The organism is Falsiroseomonas sp. HW251 (assembly GCF_050563545.1).
In the GTDB taxonomy this organism is placed as follows: Bacteria; Pseudomonadota; Alphaproteobacteria; order Acetobacterales; family Acetobacteraceae; genus Falsiroseomonas.
Map to the genome: position 1 here is coordinate 44441 of NZ_JBNXUM010000006.1, position 13540 is coordinate 57980.

At 71.9% G+C, this 13540-nt stretch carries 13 protein-coding genes; 8 read left to right on the forward strand and 5 right to left on the reverse strand.

What is annotated here, in order from left to right:
* Positions 1-132: 132 nt before the first annotated feature.
* Entirely contained in the window at positions 133-774 is a 642-nt protein-coding gene (locus ACLF3M_RS08720) for a cytochrome b (RefSeq protein ID WP_430656513.1), read from the forward strand.
* 4 nt (positions 775-778) lie between these two features.
* Here the strand turns inward: ACLF3M_RS08720 and ACLF3M_RS08725 are convergent, their stop codons facing one another.
* The 3 genes from ACLF3M_RS08725 to ACLF3M_RS08735 all read right to left on the reverse strand — a co-directional run bounded on the left by ACLF3M_RS08725 (position 779) and on the right by ACLF3M_RS08735 (position 2833).
* A complete protein-coding gene (locus ACLF3M_RS08725; protein ID WP_430656514.1) occupies positions 779-1714 on the reverse strand; it encodes a bifunctional riboflavin kinase/FAD synthetase in 936 nt (311 codons plus the stop codon).
* 70 nt (positions 1715-1784) lie between these two features.
* Complete coding sequence (locus tag ACLF3M_RS08730; RefSeq protein WP_430656515.1) at positions 1785-2375, reverse strand: TIGR00730 family Rossman fold protein; 591 nt, start codon at positions 2373-2375, stop codon at positions 1785-1787.
* Positions 2372-2833, reverse strand: coding sequence for a MaoC family dehydratase (locus ACLF3M_RS08735; protein WP_430656516.1), 462 nt, complete (start codon positions 2831-2833; stop codon positions 2372-2374). The genes ACLF3M_RS08730 and ACLF3M_RS08735 overlap by 4 nt, the downstream gene beginning before the upstream one ends.
* Positions 2834-2963: 130 nt before the next feature.
* Between ACLF3M_RS08735 and ACLF3M_RS08740 the strand changes: the two genes are divergently transcribed.
* The 4 genes from ACLF3M_RS08740 (at position 2964) to ACLF3M_RS08755 (ending at position 8143) form a co-directional block, all read left to right on the forward strand.
* Positions 2964-4091 carry a M20 family metallopeptidase gene (locus ACLF3M_RS08740; protein ID WP_430656517.1) on the forward strand — a complete coding sequence of 376 codons (1128 nt, stop codon included), beginning with the start codon at positions 2964-2966 and terminating at the stop codon, positions 4089-4091.
* Positions 4092-4332: 241 nt separating this feature from the next.
* Entirely contained in the window at positions 4333-5004 is a 672-nt protein-coding gene (locus ACLF3M_RS08745) for an SDR family NAD(P)-dependent oxidoreductase (protein ID WP_430656518.1), read from the forward strand.
* 84 nt (positions 5005-5088) lie between these two features.
* The gene (locus tag ACLF3M_RS08750) at positions 5089-6432 is read left to right on the forward strand and encodes a tetratricopeptide repeat protein (RefSeq protein ID WP_430656519.1); all 1344 of its coding nucleotides are present in this window, start codon (positions 5089-5091) and stop codon (positions 6430-6432) included.
* 79 nt (positions 6433-6511) lie between these two features.
* Positions 6512-8143, forward strand: coding sequence for a long-chain fatty acid--CoA ligase (locus tag ACLF3M_RS08755; RefSeq protein ID WP_430656520.1), 1632 nt, complete (start codon positions 6512-6514; stop codon positions 8141-8143).
* Between the two features lie 113 nt (positions 8144-8256).
* On the opposite strand, the gene mntR is transcribed toward ACLF3M_RS08755, so the two are convergent.
* Positions 8257-8733 (reverse strand): manganese-binding transcriptional regulator MntR, encoded by a 477-nt coding sequence (mntR, locus tag ACLF3M_RS08760; RefSeq protein WP_430656521.1) that lies wholly within the window; start codon positions 8731-8733, stop codon positions 8257-8259.
* A gap of 139 nt (positions 8734-8872) precedes the next feature.
* Here mntR and ACLF3M_RS08765 point away from each other — a divergent pair, with 139 nt between their 5' ends.
* The 3 genes from ACLF3M_RS08765 to ACLF3M_RS08775 all read left to right on the forward strand — a co-directional run bounded on the left by ACLF3M_RS08765 (position 8873) and on the right by ACLF3M_RS08775 (position 12308).
* Positions 8873-10177 (forward strand): Nramp family divalent metal transporter, encoded by a 1305-nt coding sequence (locus tag ACLF3M_RS08765; protein WP_430656522.1) that lies wholly within the window; start codon positions 8873-8875, stop codon positions 10175-10177.
* Between the two features lie 137 nt (positions 10178-10314).
* Positions 10315-11346: a Bug family tripartite tricarboxylate transporter substrate binding protein gene (locus ACLF3M_RS08770; RefSeq protein ID WP_430656523.1), complete on the forward strand. Its 1032-nt coding sequence runs from the start codon at positions 10315-10317 to the stop codon at positions 11344-11346.
* Positions 11347-11471: 125 nt separating this feature from the next.
* Positions 11472-12308 carry a methyltransferase gene (locus ACLF3M_RS08775; protein ID WP_430656524.1) on the forward strand — a complete coding sequence of 279 codons (837 nt, stop codon included), beginning with the start codon at positions 11472-11474 and terminating at the stop codon, positions 12306-12308.
* Here the strand turns inward: ACLF3M_RS08775 and ACLF3M_RS08780 are convergent.
* A complete protein-coding gene (locus ACLF3M_RS08780; RefSeq protein WP_430656525.1) occupies positions 12204-13364 on the reverse strand; it encodes a benzoate/H(+) symporter BenE family transporter in 1161 nt (386 codons plus the stop codon). The genes ACLF3M_RS08775 and ACLF3M_RS08780 overlap by 105 nt on opposite strands.
* Positions 13365-13540: the final 176 nt, after the last annotated feature.

A 13540-nucleotide genomic window follows, 5' to 3' on the forward strand; every position in this document is an offset into this window, starting at 1 on the left:
GCGACCGCGCGCCGCCGCGGTTTCTTCGCGAGGCGCAACCCTTGGCCGAGGACCCGGTGCCCGGCCCGACGCGGCTTCACGAATGCTGCACCACCGCGATCCCGCCCGCCTGGCTCCCGCGTTGGCGGGGCCATGCCCCCGTCGCCCCCCCGCCCCACGCCGCAGACCGTCGCCGCCACGCGAATCGCCGCCGGGGACGATCGGACGCGCTACGACGATGTCGCCATCGCGCTGCACTGGGCGACGGTGCTGCTCGTGATCCTGCTGTTCGCGCTCTCGCAGACCTGGGACTTCGCCGCGCGGCCCACGCGACACCTGATGATCGTCGCGCACATGTCCTTCGGCATCCTGCTCGCTCTGGCGGTGGTGGCGCGCATCGCCTGGCGGCTCATGCCCGGCCACCAGCGACCGGCCGCGCTGTCGGGCTGGGTCGGCATCGCGTCGAAGGCGGTGCACTGGATGCTCTATGCGATGCTGGCCGCGGAGGCCGTGCTCGGCTTCGTGCTGCGCTGGTCGGGGGCAGAGGCCATGAGCTTCTTCGGCCTCCTCATCCCGCCGCCCTTCGCGCCCTTCTCCAAGGCGACGCATCACCAGGTGAACGAGCTGCACGAATGGCTGGGCTGGGCGATCGTCATCGCCGCGACAGGCCACGCCCTGGCCGCGCTGTACCATCACCTCGTGCTGCGCGACGACGTGCTGTGGCGGATGCTGCCCGGCCGCCAGGCGCGGCGGGAGGAAGCCCGCGCGCCCTCGCCGGACCGCGCGGCCGGCTGACGCGTCAGCCGCTCCATGCCTCCAGCATGCGCCGCGCCGCCGTGGCGTCTGACGCGATCGCGGCCTTCAGCGCCTCGAGCCCGTCGAACCTCGCATCCGCGCGGATGAAGCCGTGCAGCCGCACGCCGATCTCCTGGCCGTAGAGGTCGCCCGACCAGTCGAAGAGATGCGCCTCGAGCCGCGTCACGGGATCGCCGCCGAGCGTCGGGCGCCGCCCGACATTGGCGACGCCCTTCACCACGGCGCCGTCGGCCAGCCGCACCGTCACGGCATAGACGCCGCGCGCGGGTTCCAGCTGGCGTCCGAGCAGGATGTTCGCCGTCGGCCAGCCGAGCTCCCTGCCCAGCCGGTCGCCGCGGAAGACCTCGCCGCGCAACTCCCAGTCGCGGCCGAGCTCGAGCGCCGCGCGCTCGGGGTAGCCGTCCTGCAGCAGGCGGCGGATGCGGGTGGATGAGATCGGTCCGCCCTCGTCGCCGACGGCGGGCACGATGCTCAGGCCGATGCCGCGCTTCTCGGCCTCCCGCGCCAGGAAGGCCAGGTCGCCGCCGCGGCGATGGCCGAAGGCGAAGTCGTGCCCGCAGGCGAGGTGCCGCGCGCCGAGGCCGCGATGCAGCACCTCCTCCACGAAGGCCTCGGCCGACATCGCGGCGAAGGCCGCGTCGAAGCGCGCGGCGAAGACGGTGACCACACCCAGCGCGCCGAGCGCCTCGGCCTTGGCCGGCAGCAGCGTCAGGCGGAAGGGAGGGTCCTCGGGCCGGAAATGCTCGCGCGGATGGGGTTCGAAGGTGAGCGCGGCGAGCGGCAGGTCGGGCCGGGCGCCATGCGCGGCGCGCGCCACCGCGGCATGGCCGAGATGCACGCCGTCGAAATTGCCGAGCGCCACCGTCGCCCCGCGCAGCGCATCGGGAACAGCGCGCCAGTCCTCGACGATCGCGGGCATCACGGGCGCGCGCCCTTCTCCCTCTCCCGCTTGCGGGCGAGGGTCGGGGTGGGGGTTGGCGCCGAACTCCTCACATCTGTTCCGGACGCAGCCACACCTGCGTCCCCGCCGGCGGCTCCCAGCCCGCCAGCGCATCCAGCGCCCCGGCCGGGCTCGTCGCGTGCATCGCCATCGGGCGGTGCGGCGGCCGGATGAAGCCCTCGCCCGCCATGTGATCGAGCGCCGAGAGGAAGGGACCCCAGAAGCCCTCGGCGTCGAGGAACACCACGCCCTTCCGCTGGATGCCGAGCTGCCCCCAGGTCAGCGCCTCCACCGCTTCCTCGAGCGTGCCGTAGCCGCCGGGCAGCACGACGAAGCCGTCGGACAGTTCCGCCATCTTCGCCTTGCGTTCGTGCATGGTATCCACGACGTGCATCTCGACGCCGCCGCCATGCCCGACCTCGCGCTTGAGCAGGCCATAGGGGATGACGCCGATCACCTCGCCGCCGGCCTGCAGCGCGGCGTCGGCCGCGATGCCCATCAGCCCGACCGCGCCGCCGCCATAGACGAGCCCGATGCCGCGAGAGGCGACCTCCCGCCCGAAGGCGCGGGCGAGCTCCGCATAGGCCGGGCGGTTGCCGACCGCCGAGCCGCAGAAGACGCAGACCCGCCTGAGCGTCACTCCGCGGCTTCCTTCGTCGCCCTGCGATCCGCGATGGCGGCGCGGGAGGGGACGGCGACCAGCGCCTCGCCTTCCAGCACCGGCTCGCCCTTGACCGAGCAGACCGTCCGCAGCGTCACCCGCGCCTTCTCCTCGTTCAGCGCCGTGATCTCGACCGTCGCGGTGACGGTGTCGCCGATCTTGACCGGCTTGCGGAAGCGCAACGACTGCGAGAGGTAGATCGTTCCCGGCCCGGGCAGCTGCGTGCCCATCACCTTGGTGATCAGGCCGGCGGCGAGCATGCCATGCGCGATGCGTTCCCCGAAGAAGCTCTCGCGGGCGTATTCCTCGTTCAGGTGCATCGGGTTGGTGTCGCCGGTCACGGCGGCGAAGAGCACGACGTCGGCCTCGGTCACGGTCTTGCCGAAGCTCGCCTTCTGGCCGAGCCGGAGATCCTCGAAGAAGCAGCCTTCATCCATGGGATAGCCGTTCCGCTGCGGTGCAGCAGATGCGATAGCGCGGGCCGGGCCGCACCGGCAAGGGAGCCGGCTTTACAGCCCCGCGGGTCAGGGCCAGAAGCCTCCGCCTCATGTTACGCGGATGCCTCCCATGCCCCTGACCGAGATCGGCTCCTCCGACCGCCTGCTGGCGGAACTCAGGGGCTGGGTGGAGCAGGAGACGCCGACGACCGATGCCGTCGCCGTGAACCGCCTGATGGACCGCTGCCAGGCGGAACTCGCGTCGGTGGGCGGCGCGATCGAGCGCATCCCGGGCCGCGACGGCTATGGCGACACGCTGGTCTGCCGCGCGCCCGGAGAGGGCGCGCCGGTGGTCGTCGCCGGCCATCTCGACACCGTTTGGGACCACGGCACGCTGGCCTCTTCCATGCCGTATCGCGTGGACGGCGCGAAGGCCTCCGGCCCGGGGATCTACGACATGAAGTCCGGCAGCTTCATGGCCTTCCATTCGGTCCGCGAGATCCTGCGCCAGAAGATCGCGACCAGGCGCCCGATCGTGCTGCTGCTGACGCCCGACGAGGAGGTCGGCAGCCCGACCAGCCGCGCGCCGATCGAGGCCGCCGCCCGCGGCGCGCGGGCCGTGCTGATCCCCGAGCCCGCCGGGCAGGGCGGCGCCTGCGTCACCGCGCGCAAGGGCGTCGGCCGCTTCGACATCGCGGTGCGCGGCGTGTCCGCCCATGCCGGCGGCAACTGGAGCGAGGGCCGCAGCGCCGTCGTGGCGCTGGCGGAGATCATCCTGAAGATACACGCCATGACCGACCTCGCCGCGGGGATCACGACGAATGTCGCGCCGATCCAGGGCGGCACGCGTCCCAACGTGATCCCGCCGGAGGCGAGGTGCGAGGTGGATCTGCGCGTGCCGACGATCGAGCTCGGCGAGCGGATGGAGGCCGCGATCCTCGGCCTGGCCTATGAACGCGACGGGATCGCGGTGACTGTCACGGGCGGCATGAACCGCCCGCCCTTCGCCGAGACGCCGGCGATCCGCGCGCTGTACGAGCATGCGAAGGTGCTGGCGAAGCGGCACGGCTACGAACTGCCGGCGCAGCACCGCGGCGGCGGCTCCGACGGCAATTTCACCGCGGCGATCGGCGTGCCGACCCTGGACGGCCTCGGCTGCACCGGCGCCGGCGCGCATGCCCCGCACGAGCACATCCTCTGGCAGGACCTGACGCCGCGCTGCGCGACGCTCTGCGCGCTGATCGAGGAGATCGAATAGGCGCTGACTGCCCCATTCCTTCCCTCTCCCCCTGGTGAGGGGGTCGCGAAGCAGGCCAGCATATCGCGCGGCCCGACCGCTGGCACGCGCTTGGCGCAGTGCCGTGCCTCGCCGGCGCCGCCGTCATCCTGCTCGGCCCGCGCGGCGCGTAACGCCGGCCGGGTCGGCGGCGAAGACCAGGGAAGCTTGCAGCCCCCGCCGGGACTCGACCATGCTCGGCCTGCAAGCCGGAGGGACGCGCATGCAGGCACTGATCGTCGGCGCCGGCGAGGGCTTCAGCGCCTCCATGGCGCGCCGCCTCGCGCGGGAGGGCCATGACGTCGCGCTCGCCGCGCGGAACACGGCCAAGCTCGCCGCGCTGGCCGCGGAGACCAAGGCGACGCTGCACGAATGCGACGGCGCCGATCCCGACCAGGTCGCCGCGCTCTTCGCCACGCCGCAGGGCGAGGCGGCCGACATCGTGCTCTACAACGCGTCCTTCCGCGTGCGCGGGCCGGTGACGGAGCTCGATCCCGAAGACGTCCGCCGCACGCTCGAGGTCTGCGCCTTCGGCGCCTTCCTCGTCGCGCAGCAGGCGGCGAGGCGGATGGTGCCGCGGGGCAGGGGGACGATCCTGCTGACCGGCGCCTCCGCCGGCGTGAAGGGCTTTCCGAAATCCTCGCCCTTCGCGATGGGCAAGTTCGCGCTGCGCGGGCTGGGCCAGGCGCTGGCGCGGGAGCTGCATCCGCAAGGCGTGCATGTCGTCCACATCGTCGTGGATGGCGGCATCCGGTCGTCCAGGCGGCCCGATGACGGGCGCGACGCGCTTCTCGATCCCGACGCCATCGCGGAGGCCGCCTTCGCCGCCATGAACCAGCCCCGCAGCGCCTGGTCGCACGAGATCGAACTCCGCCCCTGGGTGGAGACCTTCTGACCTTCCATACCGCGCGCCTTCCCCTTCACCCTCCCCCGCAGTTGCGAGGGAGGGAGGGGAGGGGCCAATGACCGGAGCCCCAGCATGCCTCAGGATGCACAAGGGAACGCGCTCACCATCGCCTCCGACGAGGCGGCGCGCGCCTATGACCACGTCGTCGAGGGCTTCGTCCGGCAGCGCTTCGACGCCGGGGCCAGGCTGAAGGCCGCGCTCGCACTCGACCCGCAGGCGCCGCTGCTGCAGGCCATGGGCGGGCTGTTTGCCGCGCTCGCCTTCGACCGCGGCATGATGGCGCGCGCCGAGGCCGCGCTGGCCCGCGCCGCCGCGCTGCCGGCCAACGACCGCGAGCGCGCGCACATCGCCGCGCTGCGCGCGCTGACCGAAGGCCGCGTGGACGCCGCGCTCGCGATCTGGGAGCACATCCTGGCCGAGCATCCGCGCGACCTGCTGGCCTTCCGCATCCACCACTTCAAGGCGTTCTGGACCGGCCAGCCCGAACGCATGCTGAGCGTCGTCGAAGGCGTGCTGCCGCGCTGGTCGGAGGAGCTGCCGGGCTGGGGCGCGATCCTCGCCTGCCGCTGCTTCGCCAACGAGGAATGCGGCAGCTACGTCGTCGCGGAACATGCGGGACGCGCCGCCGTCGCGCTCGATCCCGGCGACCTCTGGGCGACGCATGGCGTGGCCCATGTGCTCGAGATGCAGGGACGCCGGACCGAGGGCCTGGCCTGGCTTTCGGCCGGCGAGCCGCATTGGGAAGGCGGCAACAACCTCATGCACCATCTCTGGTGGCACCAGGCGATGTTCCATGTGGAGCGCGGCGAGTTCGACGCGGTGCTCGGCCTCTATGACCGCCGCTTCCGCGACCATGGCAGCCCGGTGACGCAGGCGATCCCCGACCTTTACATCGATGTGCAGAACGCGGCGTCCATGCTGTGGCGGCTGCAGCGCCAGGGGGTCGCGGTCGGCGACCGCTGGACGGAGATCGCCGACAAGGCCGAGGCGCGGATCGGCGACACGCTGTCGGCCTTCACCCAGCCGCACTGGATGATGGCGCTGGCCGCGACCGGGAGGGGCGCCGCCGCGCGCCGCCTGGTCGCCGCGCTCGAGGAGGCGGGCCGCGGCAACACGCCGCATGCCGTGATCCTGCGCGAGGCCGCGCTGCCCGCCTGCGTCGCGGTGCTGGCGCATGCCGAGGGGCGGCACGCCGAGGCGGTCGCGGCGATGCGGCCGGCGCTGGGCGGAATGTACCGCCTCGGCGGCAGCCACGCGCAGCAGGACGTGCTGGAGCAGCTCTTCCTTGACGCCGCGATGAAGGCGGGTCTTCACGACGACGCGCGCCTGCTGCTGGAACGCGCCGCGGGAAGGCACCCCGTGCCGCCGGAGAGGCGCATCGGCTATGCGGAGGCCGCGCGGGCGCTTCTCAACTGAAGCTTGCTTCCACAACACCGCCCGTCATGGTCTGATCCCGCCCAACGCCGGCGCGTCGTCCGGCCAAGGGAGGTCATCCATGCAAGGCCTGATGCAGCGCCATCCGCTGCTGCTCTCGTCCATCATCGCCCATGCCGCGCGGCACCATCCGCGCGCCGAGGTCGTCTCCGTCGAGCTCGACGGCAGCCGGCACCGCACGGACTACGCGACAGTCGAGCGCCGCTCCCGCCAGCTGCTGACGGCGCTCTCCTCCTCGCTTGGCGTGAAGGCCGGCGATCGCGTCGCGACGCTGGCCTGGAACACGCACCGGCATCTCGAGCTCTACTACGGCATCTCCGGCCTCGGCGCGGTCTGCCACACCGTCAATCCGCGGCTCTCGCTCGACGACATCGCCTACATCATGACCGATGCCGGCAATGAGGTGGTCTTTGCCGATCTCAGCTTCGTGCCCCTGCTGCAGCAGCTCGCCCCGCGCCTCGCCGGGCTGAAGCACGCCGTGCTGCTGTGCAAGGGCAGCGAGATGCCGGCCGCGATCCCGGGCCTCGAGACGCATGCCTATGAGGACCTGGTGGAAGGCGCCGCGCCGATCGCCGCCTGGCCGGTCTTCGACGAGAACACCGCGAGCGCGCTCTGCTACACCTCCGGCACGACGGGGCGGCCGAAGGGCGTGCTCTATGCCCACCGATCCGCGGTGCTGCATGCGATGGCGTCGAACTTCGCCGACGTCTTCTGCCTGCGCGCGGTGGACCGGGCGCTGCCGGGCTCCTCGATGTTCCACGTCACGGGCTGGGGCCTGCCCTATTCGGCGCCGATGGTGGGCGCGGGGCTGGTGATGCCGGGCCGGCACCTCGATTGCCCGAGCCTGGTGAAGCTGATGGAGGAGGAGCGCGTCACCTTCGCCACCGGCGTGCCCACGATCTGGCTCGCCGTGCTGCAGGAGCTGAAGTCCCAGGGCCTCCGCCCGAGCACACTCCGCCGCATCGCCTCGGGCGGCTCGGCGGTGCCGCGGCTGCTGATCGAGGGCTTCGCCGAGCTCGGCGTCGAGATGCAGCATGCCTGGGGCATGACCGAGACGAGCCCGATCGTGACCTACCAGGGCGCCTTGCCGGCGACGGCGGGGCTGCAGGGCGAGGAGCAGGTGAAGCTCCGCCTGCGTCAGGGCCGCGCGGTGTTCGGCGCCGACGTGAAGATCGTGGACGGCGAGGGGAAGGAGCTGCCCTGGGACGGCGTCGCCTTCGGCGATTTCCTGGCCAAGGGCCACTGGGTCGCGAGCCGCTACTTCAACCGCGGCGACGAAGGTGCCGCGGACGCCGAGGGTTGGTTCCGCACCGGCGACGTCGCGACGATCGACGCCAACGGCTATGCCGAGTTGGTGGACCGCAGCAAGGACGTCATCAAGTCCGGCGGCGAGTGGATCAGCTCCATCGCGCTCGAGAACATCGCGGTCTCGCACCCGGATGTCGCCGAGGCCGCGGTGATCGCGGCGAAGCATCCGAAATGGATGGAGCGCCCGCTGCTGCTGGTGACGCCGAAGCAGGGCAAGACGGTGACGCCCGATGCCGTGCTGGCGGTCTATGGCGACCAGGTCCCGAAATGGTGGCTGCCGGATGCCGTGGTCGTGGTGGAGGAACTGCCGCACACCTCGACGGGCAAGCTGAACAAGCTGGCGCTGCGTGCGGCGTGGGAGGGGCATCTGGAAAAGGGGGAGTAGGACGGCGTCCCAAGGTTCGGCGATTCGCTTCTTCGCTTCGCGATCCCTTCGCCGCAAGCGGGGGAGGGAAGCTCTTGAGCGGGTGAGGGAAGCTTTTGGGCGGGCGCCGCGCCCTACCCCTCCCTCTCCAGCCACCTCCCGAACGCCGCCAGGGCCTTGTCGCTGACGTGGTGCTCCAGCCCCTCCGCGTCCTTCTCCGCGGTCTCGGGATCGAGCCCGACGGCGATCAGGAAGCGCACCACCAGCTCGTGCCGCGCCTTCGCCGCGGCCGCCATCGCACTGCCCGTCCCGGTCAGGAACAGGCCGCGATAGGGCTTGGTCTCCACCAGCCCGTCGCGCTGCAGCCGGCCGATCGTGGCCGTCACCGTCGCCTGCGACACGCCCATGCGCCGCGCGACGTCCACCGCCCGCGCCTCCCCCTCCTCCCGCAGGAGGTCGGCGATCAGCTCGACGTAGTCCTCCGCCGTCGCGGTGCGGTCGGCCTCGCGCTGCCGGGCGAAGCGGGCGGCGTGCTCGTCGGCCGGCGGCAGCAGCCGCGTCGCGCCCGGCTTCGCCCCGCCTCCCGCCGGCTTGCCGCTGGGGGGTCGCATCCCGAATCGTCCTTCCCGGGCTTGAAATCCTCCATAGCCAGCATATTGCTTCTTAGCCTACACTAAGTTTTTCAGAATCGCCTTCCATCAAGCTTCCTCCCGGAGGGTCTGGATGCCGCCACCATCGGAAGCCGTTGCCATGCGCGATGACACGCCGAGCCTGCCCGAGGTCCACCGCAGCGTGGCGGTGCCCAACGCGGCGGGCTTCCTGCGCAAGCTCTTCGCCTTCATGGGGCCGGGCTACCTGGTCGCGGTCGGCTACATGGACCCCGGCAACTGGGCCACCGCGCTCGCCGGCGGTTCGGCCTTCGGCTATACGCTGCTCGCCGTCGCGCTGACGTCGTCGCTGATGGCGATCCTGCTGCAGGCGCTCTGCACGCGCGTCGGCATCGCCACCGGCCGCGACCTCGCCCAGCTCTGCCGCGAGCGGTTCCCGAAACCCGTCGCCTATCCCCTCTGGCTCTTCGCCGAGGCCGCGATCTGCGCGACCGACCTGGCGGAGCTCATCGGCACCGCGATCGCGCTGCAGCTGCTGTTCGGCATCCCGCTGATCTTCGGCGTGCTGCTGACCGCCTTCGACGCCTTCCTGATCCTCTGGCTGCAGAACAAGGGGGTGCGCTGGCTCGAGGCGCTGGTCTTCGGCTTCATCGTGCTGATCTTCGGCTGCTTCGCCGTCCAGATCGCCTATTCCGACCCGGTCTGGGGCGAGGTGCTGCGCGGCTACATCCCCTCCGCCAGCATCGTGACGAACCAGCAGCAGCTCTACATCGCGATGGGCATCCTCGGCGCGACGGTCATGCCGCACAACCTCTACCTCCACACCGCGGTCGTGCAGTCCCGCGCCGTGGGCGAGGACGTCGCGGCGAAGAAGGAGGCGATCCGCTTCGCCAGCCTCGACAGCACCATCGCGCTGTCGCTCGCGCTGCTGATCAACTCCGCGATCCTGATCACCGCGGCCGCGACCTTCCACGCCAGCGGCAACACGGAGGTGGCCGAGATCCAGGAGGCCTACCAGCTGATGTCCCCGTTGCTCGGCGGGACGTTGGCGGCGACCCTCTTCGCGATCGCGCTGCTGCTCTGTGGCCTGAACGCGACTGTCACTGCGACGCTGTCCGGCCAGGTGGTGATGGAGGGCTTCCTGCGCTTCCGCCTGCCGCCCGTGATGCGGCGCCTGGTGACGCGGCTGATCGCGATCATCCCCGCAGTGATCGTGACCTGGATCCAAGGCGAATCCGGCACGGCGCAGCTGCTGATCCTGAGCCAGGTGGTGCTGTCCATGCAGCTGCCCTTCGCGGTGATCCCGCTGATGATGTTCGCCTCCGACAAGGCGAGGCTCGGCGCGCTGGTCGCGCCGCGCTGGCAGGTGGTGCTGGGCTGGACGATCGCGGCGGTGATCGTGGTGCTGAACATGAAGGTGCTGTTCGACGCGCTGCTGGGGGATTGAGGGACGCGGGCAGGCCGCGCGCAGCGCACGCGGCGCTGGACAGGCCCGCCGGCTTCCCGCACTCTCGCGCCGCTCCTCAAGGCACATAACCAACAGGCGTGGAGCGCATCGTCCCTTCCCCTGAAGGAGCATGAGCCATGCCTGTTCCCCTCGCCTTGCCGCGCCACCGCCCCCGTCCCCGCGCCGCGCTGCATTACCTGCGGCGACGGCGCGTCGTCGGCACCGGCCTCGCCCTCGCCGCGCGTCCGGCCTGGGCACAGGCGCCCTGGCCGCGCATGCCGCTGCGCATCGTCGTCGGCTTCGCCGCCGGCGGCGGGATCGACCTCTCGGCGCGGCTGCTGGCGCGCAGCCTCGCCGATGCGCTCGGCCAGTCCGTGCATGTCGAGAACCGGACCGGCGCCAACGGCGGCCCTGCCATGGAGGCCGTGCTGCGCGCCGGCGACAACCATACGCTGCTCTTCGGCAACACCGGCAGCCTCGCCCTCAACAACGAGTTCTTCCCCGACCTCGGCTACGACTCGCTGCGCGACTTCACGCCTGTCGGGCTGCTCGTCGAAGGCCCGTTCTTCCTCGGCGTCTCCGCGCGGCTGCCGGTCGCCACGCTGCCGGACCTCGTCGCCCATGCCCGCGCCCATCCGGGCAGGCTGACCTTCGCCTCCAACGGCATCGGCTCGCTCCACCAGCTCGCCTTCGAGCAGCTTCGCCGGCCGCTCGGGCTCGACATCCACCACGTCCCGTATCGGGGCATCGCCCTGGCGATGCCCGATGTGGCGGCCGGCCGGGTGGACCTGGTCATGGACCCCTACGCCACCATGCGCCCGGCGGAAGAGGCCGGGCAGGTCCGGCTGATCGCCGTGACCGGGGCCTCGCGTATCGCGATGCGCCCCGACCTGCCGACGGTGGCCGAGGCGGCGGGGCTGCCGGGCTACGAGGCGCTGTCCTGGATGGCGCTGATGGTGCCCGCCTCCATGCCCGAGGCGAATCGCCGGCTTCTCGAATCCGCCATGGCAGCGGCGCTGCAGGGCGGCGAGTTGCCGGCCGCGCTGGAGCGCCTGGGACTGCCGCCGCGCTTCCGCGACGGCGCGGCCACGCGGGCCTATATCGAGGCGGAGCGGGCGCGCTTCCGCCGGATCATCCGCGAGGCCGGGATCAGGCCGGAGGGGGGCTGAGACCAGCGGCGCCGCCCTCTCGGTCTGCGCCGTCGAGGATGATGTGGCGCCCGGCCTCGGTCGCGCCTAGACAGGGTCGGCTGCGAACGTGCCGTGCCTTCCGCCGCGACGGATGGAGAAGGCGCATGACGGGCATGATCCTGGACACCCAGGAGGCCGGCGCAGCCCTGCTGCGGCTGGGGAACGGCGCCGCGGCCGCACAGGCGGTGGTGGTCGCGGCGCGGCTCGGGCTTGCGGACCTGCTGGCGGCGGGGCCGTGCGACGCCGGCGAACTCGCTACCGCCACCGGAACCCATGCGCCTGCCCTGCGGCGCCTGCTGCGGGCGCTCGCCGCGCTTGGCGTCGCGACGGAGGAGGCGGACGGCCGCTTCGCGCTCGGCCCGGTCGGAGGGCCGTTGCGGTCGGGCGTGCCGGGTTCGGTGCGGGACCTCGTGCTGCTGTTCGGCCATCCCGATTTCTGGGCGACCTGGGGCGCGCTCGAGCATTGCGTCCGGACCGGAGAGACGGCGGTGCGGCACCTCTTCGGCGTTGAGACGACCTTCGAGCGCTACGCCGCCGACCCGGCCTTCGGCGCCGCCTTCGATGCCGGCATGTCCGTGCAGGCGGAGCAGGGCGCCGCGGCGGTGCTGGCCGCCATAGCCCTTCCCGAGGAGGGCCTGGTGGTGGATGTCGGCGGCGGTCAGGGAACGCTGCTCGCGGCCGTGCTGCGCGCGCGGCCAAGGCTGCGCGGGACGGTGCTGGACCTGCCGGGGGTCGCCGAGCGGGCCGCCCGGCTGGGCCGCAAGATCGCGGCGGTGACCTTTCGTCGCCTTGGTGCCGCAGATTCAGCTCCCGATCGGCCGGTCAGCCAGGGATGCTCAGCCGCGGCGGAGAGCGATCCGCCGCTTCCGCAACTCGCGGAGCGCGAGGCCGGCGAGCAGGCTCCAGAAGGCCGCACCGACGCCGAAGAAGGCAAGGCCTGATCCTGCAACGAGGAAGGTGACGGTTGCCGCCTCGCGGTCCTCCACGTCCGATAGCGCGGCCAGCAGCGCGCTGCTGAAGGACCCGAGCAATGCCAGGCCTGCGACGGCCTGGATCAGCACCGGCGGTGCCGCGGAGACGAACCCCGCGGCGAACCCTGCGGAAAGCCCCAGCACGATATAGGTCACGCCACCGACCAGCGCTGCGATCCAACGCTTCGTCGGATCGGGATGCGCGTCCGGGCCGGCGAAGAGCGCGGCTGTGACAGCTGCCAGATTCACCGCGTGCGCTCCGAACGGCGCGGCGGCTAGGCTGAACAGCCCCGTGGCCGTGAACAGCGGCCCCGGCGCCGGCCGGTAGCCATTGACGTTCAACACCGCCATTCCCGGGATGTTCTGCGATGCCATGGTGACGATGAAGAGTGGCAGGGCGATGCCGATCACGGCGGGGATCGTGAGCGTCGGTCGCGTGGCGACCAGTGCGGGCCAGGCCGACATGGCCCAGCCCTGGGGCAGCGACACGGTGACGGCAATCAGGACGAGCGTGACCAGCACGGCCATCGGCACGGCCAGCAGGCGGTTGATGCGCGCGGTCACGGCCCACACGGCGATGATCGAGAGGGCGGCGATGGGCGCCTCGGCGACCGCATGCGCCGGCGCCAGGCAAAGCGCCAGCAGGATGCCGGCCAGCATGGCATTGGCGATCGCGGGAGGAATGGCGGAGACCCATCGGCCGAGTGGCCTCCACAGCCCAGCCAGGACGAGAAGCACGGCCGTCAGCAGGAAGGCGCCGGTCACCGCCGCGAAGCCCCCTTCGATCGCACCGGTCGTCACCAGCAGCGCCGCGCCCGGCGTGGACCAGGCCGCGCTGATCGGCATGCGATAGCGCAGACTGAGCACGATGCCTGCGAGGCCCTTGGCGACGCAAAGGGCCATGAGCCCCGACGCCGCCTGGGCGGGCGATGCCCCGACAGCTGCCAGTCCCTGCAGCACGACGGCGAACGACCCGGCGAACCCGACGAAGGCGGCCAGCAGCCCGGTCGCGATGAGCGCGTACATCACCGTCCTCGCATCACGCGGGCAGCTTAGACCCACGCCACAACGACGGCGCACGGCACGACGGGCGGCGCGGACCGCTGCGTTGCCGGCACGTCCTGGTGCCGGGTGCATCTGGACTCTGCGCAACGAAGATATCGATGAGTCGGCAGCTGTTGCAACGATTGAAGCGCCTGTAT